Genomic DNA, 15,040 nt, shown 5'->3' on the forward strand with positions numbered 1-15,040 from the left:
GGAGGAGGGATGGATCAACCGACGGAGTCGACGGCGGCGAGAGGCCTTGTTGGCCTTCCCAGTCAGGCGGAGTTGCATGAGCTGTTTGACTATGACGAAAAGACGGGGCTCTTTACTTACCGCGTTTGTTCCGGCCGACGCATCAGGGTCGGCATGGTGGCTGGCACTAAAAAGGGCGGCTATATCCGGATTCGGATTCGCGGGATCGGGTATCGCGCCCACCGGCTCGCCTGGGTGTACGTGCACGGCGAGAACCCTGGCGCCTGCATGGACCATATCAACGGCATAACGACTGACAACAGGATCGCCAATCTGCGGCTCGCCTCGGTCGCGGAGAACAACCAGAACCGGGTGCATGCGCCGCCCAAGAGTTCGGGATTAAGAGGTGTGAATTTTGACCCGGATGGCGCGAAGTGGCGTGCGCGAATCTACATCAACCGGAAGCCCATAGACCTCGGAAGGTTCGACAAAAAAGAAGATGCAGCGTCAGCTTACGCGGACGCGAAGAGGAAGCTGCACCCGTTCCACAGATCTTTGTAGCAAAGAAAAAGCTCGACGGCAATCGAGCTTCATGAAGCAAATCCCTTGAGAGGAAACCAAATGTTAGCACAATCGAATCCGCCGGCGGTGCACGCCGGTAAAGATCAGTCTTCGCCGGCAGTTGGCGCGCCGGCGCAATACTGGTTCACCACTCACCCAGAATACGAGGCCAAGTCGGTCGCCGACCTTGTCGTCCAGAACGAGCGCGACGGCTTCGTGATGCGTCCGGGGGATGCGGTCTACGTCGCCGAGATCCGCCGTCACGTCCTGACCGAAGACGACCTGAATGCGGCCGCGCGCGCCGTGATCGGCGGTGCCGCATGACGGTGCTGACACCAGAGCGCTTCCTTCGCGACATTGCCGGGCACCAGATGATGGTGGTCCGCGACGATGGCATCTATCGCCACGTGCGCTTCAAGAAGCCGGACACCATCTGTATGCACTTCGACCTGATCACCTGGCCAGGCTATCTTTGCTACACCGGCGACATGGGCACCTACGTGTTCACCCGCCTGCGCGACATGTTCGATTTCTTCCGGCGCTCGAAGTCGAAAGACCTCTTCGCCGTCGATCATCACTACTGGGCCGAAAAGGTCGAAGCTGGCGGCCGCGCGGGCCGCGGTAACGGTGTGACCCAGTTCAGTAAAGCCAAGTTCGACGCCGCTGTGCGACAGCGGGTCGAAGACTTCGTGGAGGGCGAGGCGGGCGAGGCCACAGACCTCGGCGAGACCGAGCTGTTCACCTGCGCACTGGGCGACCTGCGTGCTGCCGTCGAGCGCGACGTGATCGGCGCAGACGACAACGATATCCGCTGCTTCGATGCCGCCAACGAATTCGTCTTCGGGGCGGAAGATAGCGAGTCCTGGGGCGCATACTTCGGCGCCGAGACGACCTTCGAATTCACGGATTTCTGGGAGGTCAATCACGACGAGTTCACCCACCGCTTCCAGTGGTGCTGCTACGCGCTGGCCTGGGGCATCAGGCAGTACGACGAATCGAAGGCGGCGGCAGGCGCGGCCGAAGGCGAAGAGGTGCCAGCATGACGCGCGCCAGCTACGTCACCCCTGGCCAGACCGCGGCGCGCATCGAGAACCTGCGCCGCCTGGTTGCCGAGCTGCTGGTGCGCTCGATGCGTCGCGACGAGGTCGGCGATTTCCTCCAAATGGGCCCGTCCGGCGTGCGCAAGTACATCAAGGAGCTGGGCGAGCGCGTCTCGATCGTGCGCACCCCCGATGGCCCGGTCTACTTCATCGCCATGACGGCCGCGCAGGCCCAGGCCTACCTCGAGCAACTTGCCGCGGTGCCGGTGTCGCGCCCGACCGGCCGCCCGAAGCAACTGGCGGAGCGCGTGCTGGCACCGGGCCGCCACATCCACATGATGATGGACGACAGCCACTACTCGGTGCGCCTGCACTCGGCGCCGGCAGCGCGCGACCCGCTGGTCGCCGCGTTCTTCGGCCCGCGCGCTGCGGAGGTTCGCCCATGAAACGCGACATCATCTCCATGCAGTTGGACCTGGGCCACGAGCTCATCATCGACAACTTCGCCGGTGGCGGCGGGACAAGCACCGGCCTGGAGGCCGCGTTCGGCCGCCCGGTCGACATCGCGATCAACCACGATCCCGAGGCGCTGGCCATGCACGCGATCAACCACCCGCACACGAAGCACCTATGCGAGAGCGTGTGGGACATCGACCCGATCGAGGTGACCGGCAACCAGCCAGTGGCCTTGGTCTGGCTGTCGCCCGACTGCAAGCACTTCAGTAAGGCCAAGGGCGGTAAGCCGGTCGAGAAGAAGATCCGCGGCCTGGCCTGGGTCACGCTGCGCTGGGCGGCGAAGTGCAAGCCGCGCGTCATCATGCTCGAAAACGTTGAGGAGTTCAAAACGTGGGGCCCGCTGATCCAGGACGAAGAGGGCACCTGGAAGCCGGACCCGGCGAAGCGCGGCAAGACGTTCGAATCGTTCGTCCGCCAGCTGGAGGATCACGGCTACAAGGTCGAGCACCGCGAGCTACGCGCCAGCGACTACGACACCCCGACCATCCGCAAGCGCTTCTTCCTGGTCGCCCGGCGCGATGGATTGCCGATTCGCTGGCCGGCGCCGACCAACGGCGCGCCAGACTCGCCGGCCGTCCGCGCGGGCAAGCTGGCACCGTACCGCACCGCGGCGGAATGCGTCGACTGGTCCCTCCCGTGCCCGAGCATCTTCAACCGCAAGCGCCCGCTGGCCGACGCCACGCTGCGCCGTATCGCCAAGGGCATCATGCGCTACGTGGTCGACGCGGCCAACCCGTTCATCGTCGGACAGGGCGGCCCGGTCTACGCCGGCAAACCGGTACCGGCCAGCCAGCCGTTCGGCACCCTGACCACCGAGAACCACCGCGCCGTCGTCGTGCCAAGCATCGTCCCGGTCACGCACCAGGGCGGCGACCGCAGCGAGTCGGTGCACGAGCCGTTCCGCACGATCACCGGCGCGCAGCGCGGCGAGAAGGCGCTGGCCGTCGCTACCATGGTGCAGACCGGATATGGCGAGCGCAAGGCAAGTTGGCATTGCCGCCACTGCTCGACTGAGTTCGACGTTGAGCCAACGTGCGGATGCACTGCATGCGGCCACGAAGATGATCTCGTACAGACCGCCGCCCAGGCGCCGCGGGCGCTGGACATCGAGAAACCGCTCGGCACGGTTGTAGGCTCGACCAAGGCCGCCTTGGTAACCGCTTTCCTGAACGAGCATGCCAACGCCAGCAACCAGCGCGTGATGACGGCCAACGCGCCGCTGCGCACGGTCTGTGCCCAGGTCAAGGGCGGGCATTTCGGCCTGGTCTCGGCCGCGCTGGTGGGCGTGGGCGGCCGGGCTGGAGACAGCCGCCCGCGCGGTGCCGACGAGCCGACGGCAACCATCACCGCTAAGGGCGACACGGCGATCGCGACCGCGTTCCTGGCCAAGCACTACACCGGCGTGGTCGGCTCTGACCTCGATGACCCGATCGGGACCGTCACCAGCTCAGACCACCACAGCCTGGTCACCGCGCACCTGACCAAGTTCCGCACCGGTTCGACCGGCAGCGACCTGGCCGAGCCGGTGCCGACCATCACCGCTGGCCCGAAAGAGAATCCAGCTGGCGCGCCGCACGCGCTGGGGATCGTGACCGCGCACATCCAGCGCGACATGGGCAAGAGCATCGGCCATGCCGCCGATGCGCCGCTCGGCACCGTCACGGCCGGCGGCGGAGGCAAATCCGCGCTGGTGGCCAGCAGCCTGGTGAAGCTGCGCGGCACGAGCATCGCGGCGGGCACCGACGAGCCGCTGCATACGATCAGTGCCGGTGGCCAGCATCACGCTGAGGTGCGCGCCTTCCTGCTGGCCTACTACGGCACCGACCAGGACCAGGCGCCCGACTCACCGCTGGCGACCGTCACCAGCCGCGATCGCTTCGGCTTGGTCACGATTCACGGCCAGGACTACGAGATCGTCGACATCGGCCTGCGCATGCTGGCACCGCACGAGTTGTACCGCGCCCAGGGCTTCCCGGCCGACTACGTGATCGACGAAATTCCGGATCCGGAGCTGCTGTTCGCCGGCGGCGAGCAGGTCGACGGCGACCCGCTGTCGCTCCCGCGCATCCCGCTGACGAAGTCGGCCCAGGTGCGCATGTGCGGCAACAGCGTCTGCCCGCCGCTGTCAGAGGCGCTCATCCGCGCGAACTTCGCGCACGAGCGTCAGATTGCTGGGGTGGCCGCATGACCTATATCCGCCACTCCGCACCGCGCTGCGTCGCCTGCGGCCGGCCGCAGGGCCGAGCCCATGCCGCCGACTGCCATCTTGCAAAATTCACTATTCGGAGGGCCTATCATGGCCATCAATAAAGGAACCCGCACCGCGATGCGAGGCACGGCCTCCTACGCCGCTGGCGCATACCTGCACAAGCACGGCCCGATGAGCCAGCACGCGCTGTTCGCCGTGGTCGACATGGGTCACAAGACCGGTCACCAGGAAGACACCCTGCAGCGCGCGATCAGCAGCGGCTGGCTGGTCGAGCAGGACGACGGGAAGATCAGCATCAGCCGCTTCGCTCGCGCGCATTACGACCAATTGGAGGGCGAGAAGGCGCGTCCGGTAGGCCAGATCGCGGCGCTGCGCCAGCCCGCCGACGTCTTCGCGCGCCCGCCGCTGAGCAAAAAGTACATCCCGAACCCGCGCGGTACCCGCCAGGACATTCCGGCGTGGTCGGTGCGTACCGGTCAATCCTTCCATACGAAAGCCTGACCATGAGCACCCAGATCAAAGAGCGGCCGATCCTGTTCAGTGGCGCCATGGTGCGCGCGCTTCTCGACGGCAGCAAGACGCAGACGCGGCGCGAGGTAAAGATGCCGCCGAGTTGGGATTGCTTCGTGTGCGCGGATTGGGGTGGCGGCTGGTGGCCCTACCGCAGCGACGATGGCGAAAGCCCCACCTACGACAATAACGAGATCCGGCTGAACTGCCCCTATGGTCAGCCCGGCGACCGCCTGTGGGTGCGCGAGACGTGGGCGCCGCACCCGGATTTTCCGGCATGCGTCCGTCGTCCCGTGTATCGAGCCGATCCTGAGTGCAAGTACGACGTGCCGCGCTGGCGCCCGAGCATTCATATGCCGCGCTGGGCCAGCCGCATCCTGCTCGAGGTGGTGTCGGTGCGCGTCGAGCGGCTGCAGGACATCAGTGAGGCCGACGCCGGTGCCGAAGGCGTTCTAGAGTGGGCGTGCCGCTCGCAAGGCGTCAAAGACCTCACGACTTTCACGAAAACTGGCTTTTTCACGAGGCTGTGGGAGCAAACCTATGGACCAGACAGGTGGGCCACCAACCCCTGGGTGTGGGTAATCGAGTTCAAGCGGGTGGCGCCATGACGACGAGCTCAGGTCTGCTGGCGCTCGATCCAGTTGTGCGCGCGATCCAGTGCTTCCTCATAAGAGCCCTCGGCGGTCTCGCAACTCAGCCCGAGTTCCTTCGGCTCCTGATATTGGAGTGCGAGCTGATTTTCGGGCGCCGACGGGCTGCGCCGGTGAATGGAAAAGGCGCTCTGGTAGCGGTTCCCGATCATCGGCCAGACTTTCACGGCGATCGTGTAGCCCTTGTATTCGTGGTCAGGCATTCTGCGCATTTTGTCTCCTACGGTTTCGATCTGGAGATCGTAGCATGATGCGCCGCTCACCCCTCAAGCAGGGCAAGCCGCTCGAACGCAAGACGCCGATGGCGCGCGGTACCGGGTTCAAGTCGCCCGCTGCCGGCGCCGGCCTGTTGCGCGTCGCCGCGATTCAAGCACAGGCCCGGGCCCGAGAGCTGAAGCCACGAAAGCCGATCGCCTCGCGCGGCATGAAGGGCCGCCCGCCGACCGCCGACGAAGCGCGGTTCATGAGCGCGATCGCCGCCCTGGGCTGCATCGCATGCCGGAAGGACGGCTGGCACAACCCGGACGTCAGCGTGCACCACATCGACGGCCGCACGAAGCCGGGCGCGCACCTGCTGGTGCTCCCGCTGTGCGCTGGCCACCACCAGGACGGCACCGGCCCGAACCCGACCCTCATTGCGGTCCACCCGTACAAGGCACGCTTCGAGGAGCGCTACGGCGCCCAGCGCGCGCTGCTGGCGGAATGCCTAGCCATGATCAGAAATAGCGAGACCGCGGCGGTTGCAGCCGGCGCGGCCTCTGAACAAATCACAGTGGAGTAAATATGTCTGCCAATATTTTAAGCGATTACAACGACTTCCTCCGCGCCAAGATCAAGCTGGCGCCGCGCAAGGGCTTCGACGTCCCGCTCGAGCAGATCAACCCAGGGCTCAAGCCGCACACCCGCGACATCGTCCGTTGGGCGCTGCAGGGCGGCCAGCGCGCCATCTTCGCCTCTTTCGGGCTGCACAAGACCAGCACGAACCTTGAGGTGATGCGCCAGATCGGCATCCATCGCCCGTGCCTGCGCCTGATCGTGCTGCCGCTGGGCGTGCGCCAGGAGTTCACCCGCGAGGTGGCGAAGCGCTTCACTGGCGACTGCGCTATCGACCTGAAATTCATCCGCTCGGACAACGAGATCGGCGACGTCGGCACCGTCTACATGACGAATTACGAGAGCGTGCGCGAAGGGAAGGTCGACCCGCGCAAATTCGGCGCCGCATCCCTCGACGAGGCGAGCATCCTGCGCAGCTTCGGCAGCAAGACCTATCAGGAATTCCTGCCGCTGTTCGACCAGGTGGAGTTCAAGTTCGTCTTCACGGCCACGCCGAGCCCAAACCGCTTCAAGGAGCTGATCCACTACGCGGGCTTCCTAGGCGTGATGGACACCGGCCAAGCCCTGACGCGCTTCTTCCAGCGCGACAGCGAGAAGGCGGGCAACCTGACCCTATACCCCCACAAGGAAACCGAGTTCTGGCTGTGGGTGGCCAGCTGGGCGTGCTTCATTCGGCGCCCGAGCGACCTGGGGCACTCGGACGAGGGTTACGACCTGCCGCCGCTCGAGGTGCACTACCACGAGGTGCCGAGCGATTACGAGGCCGCCGGCGCCGAGAAGAACGGCCAGGGCCTGCTGATCCCGAACGTGGCCATGGGCCTGTCGGCCGCCGCCGGCGAGAAGCGGCAGAGCATGGCCGCGCGCGTCGACAAGGTCGTGGAGATCGTCGCGGCGGATCCTGCGGACCACTTCGTGATCTGGCACGACCTCGAGGATGAGCGTCACGCCATCCAGGCGGCACTCCCGGGCGCGGTGAGCGTGTGGGGCACTCAGGATCTGGATGAACGCGAGCAGCGCATCGCCGACTTCAGTGACGGCAAGTTCCCGATCCTGTCGACCAAGCCGATCATCGCCGGCTCGGGCTGCAACTTCCAGGTGCACTGCCACCGCGCGATCTTCGCCGGCATCGGCTTCAAGTTCAACGACTTCATCCAGGCCATCCACCGGATTCAGCGCTTTCAGCAGTCGCACCCGGTCCGGATCGACATCATCCACACCGAGGTGGAGCGCGCCGTGCTGGCCGAGCTGCAGGAGAAGTGGCGCCGGCACGACGAGATGCAGGAGAAGATGGGCGAGATCATCCGCCACTACGGCCTGGACCAGCTGTCGATGCAGGACAGTCTGGCGCGTACGATCGGCGTCGAGCGGCACGTCGTGAAGGGTGAGCGCTTCACCGTGGCCAACAACGACTGCGTGCTGGAGGCGCTCGAGCAGCCGGACAACTCGGTGGGCATGATCCTGACCAGCATCCCGTTTGCCAACCACTACGAGTACACGCCCAGCTACAACGACTTCGGCCACACGCAGGACAATGCCCACTTCTGGGAGCAGATGGACTTCCTGACGCCGCAGCTGCACCGGATCCTGCAGCCGGGCCGCATCTACGCCTGTCACGTGAAGGACCGGATCAACTTCGGTAACGTGACCGGTGCCGGCATCCCGACCGTCAGCCCGTTCCACGCCGAGGCGCTGTTCCACGGCATGAAGCACGGCTTCGACTACCTGGGCATGATCACAGTCGTCACCGACGTCGTGCGCGAGAACAACCAGACCTACCGCCTGGGCTATTCCGAGGTGTGCAAGGACGGCACGAAAATGGGCGTCGGCTCGCCGGAATACATCCTGCTATTCCACAAGCCGCAGACGGATCGCAGCCGCGGCTACGCCGATGTGCCGGTGACGAAGGCCAAGCCGCTGTGCCAGGCCGAAGACGGCGCGCCGGTCGACTTCGACCGCAAGCTGGCGCCAATCCCCGGTACCGGCTACAGCGTGGCGCGCTGGCAGGTTGACGCGCACGCCTTCTGGCGCTCGAGCGGCGACCGGCTGCTGAGCGCCGAGGAGCTGGCCAGCTACGGCCCGGCCAAGCTGGCGAGGATGTTCACCGAGCTTTCGCTGGCCAACGTCTATAACTACGAGTTCCACGTCAAGGTGGGCGAGACCATGCTGGCCAACAAGGCGCTGCCGGCGGACTACCTCAGCCTGGCGCCGGGCAGCAGCAACCCGATGGTGTGGCACGACATCGTGCGCATGCGCACCCTGAACGGCGAGCAGTCAGCGCGCGCCGTCGAGAAGCACGTCTGCCCATTCCAGATCGACATCGTCGACCGCCTGATCAACCGCTATAGCAATCCGGGCGACGTTATCTATGACCCGTTCTGCGGACTGGGCACGGTACCGGTGCGCGCCATGAAGTTGGGCCGCCGCGGCGCTGGCTCGGAGCTGAACCCGGCCTACTTCGCCGACCAGGTGCACTACTGCATCGCGATGGAGCGCGAGGTCAGTATGCCGACCCTGTTCGACTTCGAGGCGGCTGATGCCCAGCAGCCGGAGCGGGAGGCTGCATGACATCGCTCGGCCAACGCATGGCAAAACCGCCGACTTCACCTTACGGCAACATGGTTGCTCACACACGCATCGGTGCGACAAAGTCTGGCAGCGCGATCTGGCGCCTGGCCTGCACGTGCGGCTACGAGTGCGAGGCCGATGCTCCGGCCGTGAAGCGCGGCGCGGCGCACTGCCCGGATTGCAACCCAAGGTATGGAGGCCTGGAGGCGCAGCGAATCCTCGCTGTGCTGCCAGCCTCGATCAGCCGGATCATGAAGCGGGCCGGCATGACCCTTGAGCAAGTCAGGTACCGCTTGAGGAAGATGAAGCCGACCCTGTGCCACATCGGGAAGTGGCGCCGCTCGCGCCGCCAAGGCGCGTACCAGCCAATGATCGTTGCCGGCGCCGGTGAAGACGCGCCTTGCCCGCTGAAGCCGCGCAGCAATGCCGAGGCGACCCGGCGTTATCGGCGCCGGGTCGGGTTGGCCGTGAAGAAAGCGAAGTCTGGGGGCATGGCCGACGACCGCTACGGGCGCCACATCAGCCTGAGCGAGGCGCAGGCCACCATTCAGAACGCACGCACCACGCCGCAGACCTGGTTCTCGGCGCTGGGGTAGTAGATTAAAAGGAAACGACATGGGAAGCATGCTGACACTGCAAACCACCGGTGGCGCCGACGTCACGATGTCGAGCCGCGAGATCGCCGACCTGGTCGAGAAGCGGCACGACAATGTGCTGCGCACGATCGAAAGCCTGCTGGCGCGCGGCACGATCGCACTCCCTCAACTTGAGGAAGTGCCGAACGACGGGCCCGGCCCGAAGATGATCCGTCAATACCGAGTTGGCAAGCGCGACTCGTATGTGATCGTGGCGCAGCTGTCGCCCGAGTTCACCGCGCGCCTGGTCGACCGCTGGCAGGAGCTGGAGGCCGCCGCGCCGGCGCCGGCAGTGCCGCAGTCGTTCGCCGCGGCTCTGCGCCTGGCGGCCGAGCAGCAGGATGTGATCGAGGCCCAGGCCGCCCAGCTCGCCGCGGCGGCGCCGGCCGTGGAGTTCGTCGAGCGCTATGCCGACTCGACCGGGACCAAGGGATTCCGCGAGGTGGCGAAGCTGCTGGGCGCGAACGAGAGTGCGTTCCGCGAGTTCCTGCTCGACCAGAAGATCATGTACCGCCTCGGCGGCGCGCTGACGCCCCACGCCCAGCACATGGACGCCGGCCGCTTCTGCGTGAAGGCGGGCACCGCCCAGAACAAGCACGCGTTCAACGCCGCGCGCTTCACCCCGAAGGGCGTGACCTGGATCGCGGGTGAGTGGGCAAAGCACCAGGTGGCGCTCCACCAGAAGGAGGTGGGCCATGCCGCGTGACTATTCCCCCCTGCGCGGCCTAGCCGCTGCCGGCCCGACCGTGCACCTGAAGTCGACCACCATTGTGGAGCTGCTGGACGAGCTCGACCGCCTGCGCGCCGGCGGCGCCGAGCCGGCGAAGGTGAAACGCAACGACTATCCAGCCGACTTCGAAGCGGTTTGGGAGGTCTATCCGCAGCGCCCGGGTGACAGTAAGAAGGCGGCGCACAAGGCATGGGCTGCCCGGCTGGCTGCCGGTGCGACGGTGCCGGAGCTGCTCGCCGGCGCGCAGGCATACGCCGCCTACGTCAAGGCGATGAAGGTCGAGCCGCAGTTCATCAAACAGTCGGCAACCTTTTTCGGCCCGGGAGAGCACTACGCGGCGGATTGGACCGTTCCGGCCATTCAGCCCAAGCCCGCCGGCAGTGGCGCCTGGTGGTTGAGCGATGCAACCAGGCTCGCGAAGGCGATGGAAGTCGGCGTCGGCCAGGCGCACTACGGCGAGTCGACCGCCAGCTGGGAGGCGAGGATCCGTGCTGCGATCGACAACGGAGGCAAGCCACCGCCTCCGCCGCGTCTGGCGCAGATCGTCTCGCCACCGCTGCCCGTCGCCCCGCCGCCGAGTGACGATGCCGATCTGCCGCGGCGCGCCGGCCGGCCCGAGGGGCTGTCGAAGATGCTTCAGGACCTTGGTCGACGTGCCGCATGACGCAGCAGAGTATGAACGTCTGCGCCTGGTGCGGCCACTTCAAGATGAAGGAATACCCCGAGCACGCGAAGGTCGGGCTCGGGCGCTGCGCCGGGCGGGCCGCCCGTGTCGATGTGATCGCCCCTTTCCTTCCCTGGAAGACGCCGGCGTGCGGCCGATATTCACCGGCAGCTAATGTCGGCGACCGCCATGCCTGGATCGAAAAGCGCCAGGCGCTCGAGCAGAACACCAATGCAGCACAGACCAAAACGAAAGGATGAGATGAGCAATCAACGCGCGCTCCAGGCGCTGGGCCGGCTCAAGACCGGCACCATGAACAAGACCGAGGCCGCCTATGCTGCCACTCTTGACGCCCGGCGCCACGCTGGCGAGGTGGCCTGGTTCAAGTTCGAGGGGATCAAGCTTCGGTTGGCCGACAACACCTTCTACACGCCAGACTTCGCAGTCATGCTGGCCGACGGCAATTTGGAGATGCACGAGGTGAAAGGATTTTGGGCAGACGATGCCCGAGTGAAGATCAAAATCGCAGCTGATCTATATCCGCTGCGATTTGTCGCTATCCAGGCTCAGTCAAAAAAAGAAGGCGGAGGTTGGCGAATCGAAGAATTTTGAGGTCCTGCAGACCTATTCGTCTCTGATCGAAAGAGCGAACTGATGCGGATCCGCAACAGCATGAGCATACAACATAGAGTGTCCCGATTTGTCAACGATCTTCTTAACGCGCTCCACCACTAAGGGATCGCACTTTGGCCCAAATATAATTTTTGTGACGAAACCCGGGCCTAATTTTCCGACTTGGTTCGCATTAGCAAGGGCTCTCCATTCATCTTCGTATTCCCAATGTAATGATTTCGTGAATAAAGCTTTTTCAACCTTTTCCCACGTTGTCGATTTTTCCAGCCAGCGGATGATCGGCCGATCTTTCTGGTATCGGATTTTCCAAAGAAATTCAAATGATTTCGTTGGGACTTCTAAACATACCCCGCTATGACTTGCCGCATAATGAGACCACATTAGCAAGTTTGTTGGGCTTTCGGCCAAGCAGTAAACTCCCCATCCATTGAGTAGCTTATGGAATTCAGCTTGGCGAGCCGTAACGAACGCTGGTGAGCGAGGATCATTATCGGTACTGATATGATTTGTCGCCTCTTCCATAAGAGTTCTACGTGGTCGGGTATCGCCTTGACGCCTAGCTACAGCGATATACCCCTTGATATATTCGTCGTCAGTGCACTCGAAAGACATCACAGGCTTGCAGTCGAATATATCATTGAAGCTAAGAGGTGAACTAAAGTAGCATTCACCTTCTGTAATCACCCTTTCTAATCTCTCAAAATCGGTATCGCTATTGAGGCATCTATATTTAAAAAGAACATTTGGTGGATTGGCGTCAGACATGTGGTTGAGGGCATTGTTTGAATAATACATTCTTACATGGCAATTTCTTTTTGTCACCATAACGTCCGACTTGAGCCGGCCGCTGAAGGGTATGGCAAGTCTCGGCTGCGAATTGTATTTTGGAAAATCTCGGGCGCGAACCAGCAGCGCAGGGTTGCTGATATTCTCCTGTGAAATTCCACGGAGAAACCCATGTTCGCCGAGCGCTACCTCAACGCACTGAGCACTTCCAACCTGCAGGACGACGACCAGCACCATCAGACCGAGCCACTCGTCGCTGCGGCGCTGGCTGACCTTTCGGGCGGCTCGGGTGAGCTGTTCGGTTCGATGCTGTTGCGCGCGCACATCGCCGGCGTGCCGCGCCAGCCGGTCGAAAGCGCAGCCCGTGAGCTGGCCGTGCTGCTGCGCGTCTGGACAGGCGAGGTGGCGCGCAAGGGCTTCGACCGCAAGTGGATGAACATCAAGGCCGAGTGGGACATCAAGGCGGCTTATGCCATGTATGCCAAGATCGCGCGCGTAAGCCTGGCGCACTGGCTGGGCGGCGAGTGCTCGTGCTGCAACGGCACGAAGATCGTCGAGAGCCGCGCATGCACGCACTGCAACGGCATCGGCCGCGAGCCAGTCCTGGGCGGCGCGCTCGAGCGCGAGAAGGTGCTCGACATGGTCAGCGAGCTGGAGGGTTTGTTCCAGGCGCACAGCGCGCGTGCCGCCGCCAAGATGCGGAAGGCGGCATGACGATCGACGTCATCTGTGGTCGCGATGCTGGAGGCGGTGGAGTAGTCTTGCTCCCGTCGCTGTTCTTCGGCAGATCGCCAAGTGGCAGCGCCTGGTGGGTCTACATCATGTTCTGGCGCGGCCGTATCGGATTCAAGGTGCGCGCATGACCAAGCTCCATCCAATCCTCCAGTGGGGAATGCATAACTGGGCGCTGACCCCGTGCATTCAAGTGTGGCGCAACCGTACGTCGGGCGGAGGCTTCGCTGTGCACTTCTTGCGGGGTCGCATCGGCTTCTGGTTCTGATGCACGATGGTGTTGCAAAGCATCGAAACCGGGCGTAAACTACAGCCTTCACATATCCCTCGATCCACGTAATGCGCGCTTCGGCGCCAACGTCACCCGAGGCAGTCGAGCAGTCCAGCCAGCAGTAAAGCCGGCGCTCGTCCTGAAATATGTGCAGAACTCTACATCTTGGCCCGCCACTTCGGCGGGCTTTGTCGTTTACGCCGCCATGGAGGTGAGCCGTGAAGCGCTAGACACAACCCGGGCTGGTCATCACGTAGAAGCGCGACGAAACGCGCACGGGATCTGATCTGCCCGAGAAGTGCCGGAGCGCCCGCCCGGCGAGACTTCGAAGACGGCGCACGCGATTACGAGAATGCGAACTGGCATCGGCCAGAACAGTCGAGCGCACCCAGCGCGCACCGGCGCCGGACGCTGTAACCGGCCCACCGCCCACCTGGCAGATAGCCTTGGGGCAGGTCGCCTGACTCCCGACAACGAGTCGCCACACACACGCCATAGCTCAGATGGTTAGAGCGCTCCCGCAGTCCGGATTGAACAACAGCCGGGTGGAAAGGAGAGGTCGCAGGTTCAAGTCCTGCTGGCGGGTGTGTGGTGAATGCGCATTAGCTGATGTGCCTAGAGTTGACGTCGATCTTGCAATGGAGTGATCACTCAGCAAGATGGCGTTGCCGGACCAATAGCACCGGTCGCCACACCCAGTCTCCACGATCAGCGCCAGTGCTGGTGTTCGCCGCCCCTCGCAGCAATGCGCCGGGCGGCTTTTCTTTTTCTGAGGTCAGCCATGCGCATCAGCGTTGAAAACGAACTGGCTTGGCTGCGCTACACGGTGCAGCGCCACCGCGAGCAGGCGGCAGAAGGGATCGGTAGAGCATGAACGACATCGCCCGCATCTACCGCGCGGAGATCCTGCGCGCAGTCCTGGGCGGCAATCCGCCACCGACCAAGGCGCACGACCTGACGCGCCTGAACCAGATCGCCGAGCACCTGGCCGAGTGCGAAGAGGCGCAGACCATCCTCCGCGCCAAGGGCCACGGCCGGGCCGGAATGTCGTTCGTCGACATCGCGCGCAGCGTGCCCGAGAACGTCAAGCAGATACTGCGCGACATCTTCAAGACGAAGCCTGCGCCGGTAGGGTCCGACATCTCCGAGGCGCACGAACCATGGAAGGCCAGCTGATGGCGACCATTTCGCTCACGCTCAAGCCGCGCTTTGCCTGGTGGTTCAAGCCTGCGCTCGCCGCCGTGTTTCTGCTGGGCCGCGTGTTCCCGAATCACGTCGACCACATGATCGACGTGATCGTGGATCGAGGCGTGGTCATGGAGCCGATGTGAAGCTGCAGCAGCTGCGAACCAGCCTGGCGCCGGCGGCGAGTCGCGTGAACATGCTACCCGCCCAGCGGCCCGACATTGTCGAGCGCAAGCGCGGGTCGGCCGGCGTGCGCGACCGCGAGCGCATTCGCGCGCGTGACTGTGGTCTGTGCCAGGAGTGCAAGCGTCAGGGCAAGACGACCCTCGGCGGGCCGGTCGACCACATCGTCCCACTCTGGAAGGGCGGCAGCGACGACGACGCCAATAAGGAAGTGCTCTGCGTTCCGTGTCACGACGCCAAGACGGCGCGCGAGGCAGCGGAGCGGGCGCGCGGCTGACGGTCCGTCGGTGGCGATGGGGAGGGGGTGTTGTAAGTCTACAACGCTCTGACCTCGGACACCCACCAGTCCCTCACGCG

General features: G+C 64.2%; 21 protein-coding genes and 1 tRNA gene. 20 read left to right on the plus strand and 2 right to left on the minus strand.

What is annotated here, in order from left to right; genetic code table 11:
* Positions 1–9 precede the first annotated feature (9 nt).
* The 7 genes from KY496_RS26740 to KY496_RS26770 all read left to right on the plus strand — a co-directional run bounded on the left by KY496_RS26740 (position 10) and on the right by KY496_RS26770 (position 5,423).
* Positions 10–540, plus strand: coding sequence for an HNH endonuclease signature motif containing protein (locus tag KY496_RS26740; RefSeq protein ID WP_219863212.1), 531 nt, complete (start codon positions 10–12; stop codon positions 538–540).
* Positions 541–600: 60 nt separating this feature from the next.
* A complete protein-coding gene (locus KY496_RS26745; RefSeq protein ID WP_219863214.1) occupies positions 601–864 on the plus strand; it encodes a hypothetical protein in 264 nt (87 codons plus the stop codon).
* On the plus strand, positions 861–1,583 hold the full coding sequence (locus tag KY496_RS26750) for a hypothetical protein (protein ID WP_219863216.1): 723 nt from the start codon (positions 861–863) through the stop codon (positions 1,581–1,583). The genes KY496_RS26745 and KY496_RS26750 overlap by 4 nt, the downstream gene beginning before the upstream one ends.
* Positions 1,580–2,026: a hypothetical protein gene (locus tag KY496_RS26755; RefSeq protein ID WP_219863217.1), complete on the plus strand. Its 447-nt coding sequence runs from the start codon at positions 1,580–1,582 to the stop codon at positions 2,024–2,026. Before KY496_RS26750 ends, KY496_RS26755 begins: the two co-directional genes overlap by 4 nt.
* Positions 2,023–4,284 (plus strand): DNA cytosine methyltransferase, encoded by a 2,262-nt coding sequence (locus tag KY496_RS26760; protein WP_219863219.1) that lies wholly within the window; start codon positions 2,023–2,025, stop codon positions 4,282–4,284. Before KY496_RS26755 ends, KY496_RS26760 begins: the two co-directional genes overlap by 4 nt.
* Positions 4,285–4,392: 108 nt before the next feature.
* On the plus strand, positions 4,393–4,806 hold the full coding sequence (locus KY496_RS26765) for a hypothetical protein (protein ID WP_219863221.1): 414 nt from the start codon (positions 4,393–4,395) through the stop codon (positions 4,804–4,806).
* A 14-nt stretch (positions 4,807–4,820) separates the two neighbouring features.
* Entirely contained in the window at positions 4,821–5,423 is a 603-nt protein-coding gene (locus KY496_RS26770) for a hypothetical protein (protein WP_219865183.1), read from the plus strand.
* An 8-nt stretch (positions 5,424–5,431) separates the two neighbouring features.
* On the opposite strand, the gene KY496_RS26775 is transcribed toward KY496_RS26770, so the two are convergent.
* On the minus strand, positions 5,432–5,668 hold the full coding sequence (locus KY496_RS26775; RefSeq protein ID WP_219863223.1) for a hypothetical protein: 237 nt from the start codon (positions 5,666–5,668) through the stop codon (positions 5,432–5,434).
* A 44-nt stretch (positions 5,669–5,712) separates the two neighbouring features.
* Here KY496_RS26775 and KY496_RS26780 point away from each other — a divergent pair, with 44 nt between their 5' ends.
* The 7 genes from KY496_RS26780 to KY496_RS26810 are packed head-to-tail and all read left to right on the plus strand — an operon-like array spanning position 5,713 to position 11,505.
* Complete coding sequence (locus KY496_RS26780; RefSeq protein WP_219863225.1) at positions 5,713–6,246, plus strand: Ref family recombination enhancement nuclease; 534 nt, start codon at positions 5,713–5,715, stop codon at positions 6,244–6,246.
* A gap of 2 nt (positions 6,247–6,248) precedes the next feature.
* Positions 6,249–8,864 (plus strand): DNA methyltransferase, encoded by a 2,616-nt coding sequence (locus KY496_RS26785; RefSeq protein ID WP_219863227.1) that lies wholly within the window; start codon positions 6,249–6,251, stop codon positions 8,862–8,864.
* Positions 8,861–9,460: a hypothetical protein gene (locus KY496_RS26790; protein ID WP_219863228.1), complete on the plus strand. Its 600-nt coding sequence runs from the start codon at positions 8,861–8,863 to the stop codon at positions 9,458–9,460. The genes KY496_RS26785 and KY496_RS26790 overlap by 4 nt, the downstream gene beginning before the upstream one ends.
* Before the next feature lie 28 nt (positions 9,461–9,488).
* Positions 9,489–10,205: a phage antirepressor KilAC domain-containing protein gene (locus tag KY496_RS26795; protein ID WP_229520380.1), complete on the plus strand. Its 717-nt coding sequence runs from the start codon at positions 9,489–9,491 to the stop codon at positions 10,203–10,205.
* The gene (locus KY496_RS26800) at positions 10,195–10,893 is read left to right on the plus strand and encodes a hypothetical protein (protein ID WP_219863232.1); all 699 of its coding nucleotides are present in this window, start codon (positions 10,195–10,197) and stop codon (positions 10,891–10,893) included. The genes KY496_RS26795 and KY496_RS26800 overlap by 11 nt, the downstream gene beginning before the upstream one ends.
* 11 nt (positions 10,894–10,904) lie before the next feature.
* Positions 10,905–11,153: a hypothetical protein gene (locus KY496_RS26805; protein ID WP_219863234.1), complete on the plus strand. Its 249-nt coding sequence runs from the start codon at positions 10,905–10,907 to the stop codon at positions 11,151–11,153.
* A gap of 1 nt (position 11,154) precedes the next feature.
* A complete protein-coding gene (locus tag KY496_RS26810; protein WP_219863235.1) occupies positions 11,155–11,505 on the plus strand; it encodes a DUF1064 domain-containing protein in 351 nt (116 codons plus the stop codon).
* Positions 11,506–11,517: 12 nt separating this feature from the next.
* Here the strand turns inward: KY496_RS26810 and KY496_RS26815 are convergent, their stop codons facing one another.
* Positions 11,518–12,291 carry a DUF2971 domain-containing protein gene (locus tag KY496_RS26815; RefSeq protein ID WP_219863237.1) on the minus strand — a complete coding sequence of 258 codons (774 nt, stop codon included), beginning with the start codon at positions 12,289–12,291 and terminating at the stop codon, positions 11,518–11,520.
* Between the two features lie 192 nt (positions 12,292–12,483).
* Here KY496_RS26815 and KY496_RS26820 point away from each other — a divergent pair, with 192 nt between their 5' ends.
* The 6 genes from KY496_RS26820 (at position 12,484) to KY496_RS26845 (ending at position 14,960) form a co-directional block, all read left to right on the plus strand.
* The gene (locus KY496_RS26820; protein ID WP_219863239.1) at positions 12,484–13,026 is read left to right on the plus strand and encodes a hypothetical protein; all 543 of its coding nucleotides are present in this window, start codon (positions 12,484–12,486) and stop codon (positions 13,024–13,026) included.
* Positions 13,023–13,175, plus strand: a complete 153-nt coding sequence (locus tag KY496_RS26825) for a hypothetical protein (RefSeq protein ID WP_219863241.1) — start codon at positions 13,023–13,025, stop codon at positions 13,173–13,175. The genes KY496_RS26820 and KY496_RS26825 overlap by 4 nt, the downstream gene beginning before the upstream one ends.
* Before the next feature lie 628 nt (positions 13,176–13,803).
* A tRNA-OTHER gene (locus KY496_RS26830) sits at positions 13,804–13,900 on the plus strand.
* Positions 13,901–14,185: 285 nt separating this feature from the next.
* Positions 14,186–14,491 (plus strand): hypothetical protein, encoded by a 306-nt coding sequence (locus KY496_RS26835; RefSeq protein WP_219863242.1) that lies wholly within the window; start codon positions 14,186–14,188, stop codon positions 14,489–14,491.
* Complete coding sequence (locus KY496_RS26840) at positions 14,476–14,646, plus strand: hypothetical protein (protein ID WP_219863244.1); 171 nt, start codon at positions 14,476–14,478, stop codon at positions 14,644–14,646. The genes KY496_RS26835 and KY496_RS26840 overlap by 16 nt, the downstream gene beginning before the upstream one ends.
* On the plus strand, positions 14,643–14,960 hold the full coding sequence (locus KY496_RS26845) for an HNH endonuclease (protein WP_219863246.1): 318 nt from the start codon (positions 14,643–14,645) through the stop codon (positions 14,958–14,960). Before KY496_RS26840 ends, KY496_RS26845 begins: the two co-directional genes overlap by 4 nt.
* Positions 14,961–15,040 lie beyond the last annotated feature (80 nt).

This window comes from Massilia sp. NP310 (assembly GCF_019443485.1).
Classification (GTDB): Bacteria; Pseudomonadota; Gammaproteobacteria; order Burkholderiales; family Burkholderiaceae_D; genus Telluria; species Telluria timonae.

What these genes read in the sequence shown, in the direction of transcription:
- KY496_RS26740 (WP_219863212.1), top strand. Translation starts at nt 10, where the DNA reads ATGGATCAACCGACGGAGTCGACGGCGGCGAGAGGCCTTGTTGGCCTT.
- KY496_RS26745 (WP_219863214.1), top strand. Translation starts at nt 601, where the DNA reads ATGTTAGCACAATCGAATCCGCCGGCGGTGCACGCCGGTAAAGATCAG.
- KY496_RS26750 (WP_219863216.1), top strand. Translation starts at nt 861, where the DNA reads ATGACGGTGCTGACACCAGAGCGCTTCCTTCGCGACATTGCCGGGCAC.
- KY496_RS26755 (WP_219863217.1), top strand. Translation starts at nt 1,580, where the DNA reads ATGACGCGCGCCAGCTACGTCACCCCTGGCCAGACCGCGGCGCGCATC.
- KY496_RS26760 (WP_219863219.1), top strand. Translation starts at nt 2,023, where the DNA reads ATGAAACGCGACATCATCTCCATGCAGTTGGACCTGGGCCACGAGCTC.
- KY496_RS26765 (WP_219863221.1), top strand. Translation starts at nt 4,393, where the DNA reads ATGGCCATCAATAAAGGAACCCGCACCGCGATGCGAGGCACGGCCTCC.
- KY496_RS26775 (WP_219863223.1), bottom strand. Translation starts at nt 5,668, where the DNA reads ATGCCTGACCACGAATACAAGGGCTACACGATCGCCGTGAAAGTCTGG.
- KY496_RS26780 (WP_219863225.1), top strand. Translation starts at nt 5,713, where the DNA reads ATGATGCGCCGCTCACCCCTCAAGCAGGGCAAGCCGCTCGAACGCAAG.
- KY496_RS26785 (WP_219863227.1), top strand. Translation starts at nt 6,249, where the DNA reads ATGTCTGCCAATATTTTAAGCGATTACAACGACTTCCTCCGCGCCAAG.
- KY496_RS26790 (WP_219863228.1), top strand. Translation starts at nt 8,861, where the DNA reads ATGACATCGCTCGGCCAACGCATGGCAAAACCGCCGACTTCACCTTAC.
- KY496_RS26795 (WP_229520380.1), top strand. Translation starts at nt 9,489, where the DNA reads ATGCTGACACTGCAAACCACCGGTGGCGCCGACGTCACGATGTCGAGC.
- KY496_RS26800 (WP_219863232.1), top strand. Translation starts at nt 10,195, where the DNA reads ATGCCGCGTGACTATTCCCCCCTGCGCGGCCTAGCCGCTGCCGGCCCG.
- KY496_RS26805 (WP_219863234.1), top strand. Translation starts at nt 10,905, where the DNA reads ATGAACGTCTGCGCCTGGTGCGGCCACTTCAAGATGAAGGAATACCCC.
- KY496_RS26810 (WP_219863235.1), top strand. Translation starts at nt 11,155, where the DNA reads ATGAGCAATCAACGCGCGCTCCAGGCGCTGGGCCGGCTCAAGACCGGC.
- KY496_RS26815 (WP_219863237.1), bottom strand. Translation starts at nt 12,291, where the DNA reads ATGTCTGACGCCAATCCACCAAATGTTCTTTTTAAATATAGATGCCTC.
- KY496_RS26820 (WP_219863239.1), top strand. Translation starts at nt 12,484, where the DNA reads ATGTTCGCCGAGCGCTACCTCAACGCACTGAGCACTTCCAACCTGCAG.
- KY496_RS26825 (WP_219863241.1), top strand. Translation starts at nt 13,023, where the DNA reads ATGACGATCGACGTCATCTGTGGTCGCGATGCTGGAGGCGGTGGAGTA.
- KY496_RS26835 (WP_219863242.1), top strand. Translation starts at nt 14,186, where the DNA reads ATGAACGACATCGCCCGCATCTACCGCGCGGAGATCCTGCGCGCAGTC.
- KY496_RS26840 (WP_219863244.1), top strand. Translation starts at nt 14,476, where the DNA reads ATGGAAGGCCAGCTGATGGCGACCATTTCGCTCACGCTCAAGCCGCGC.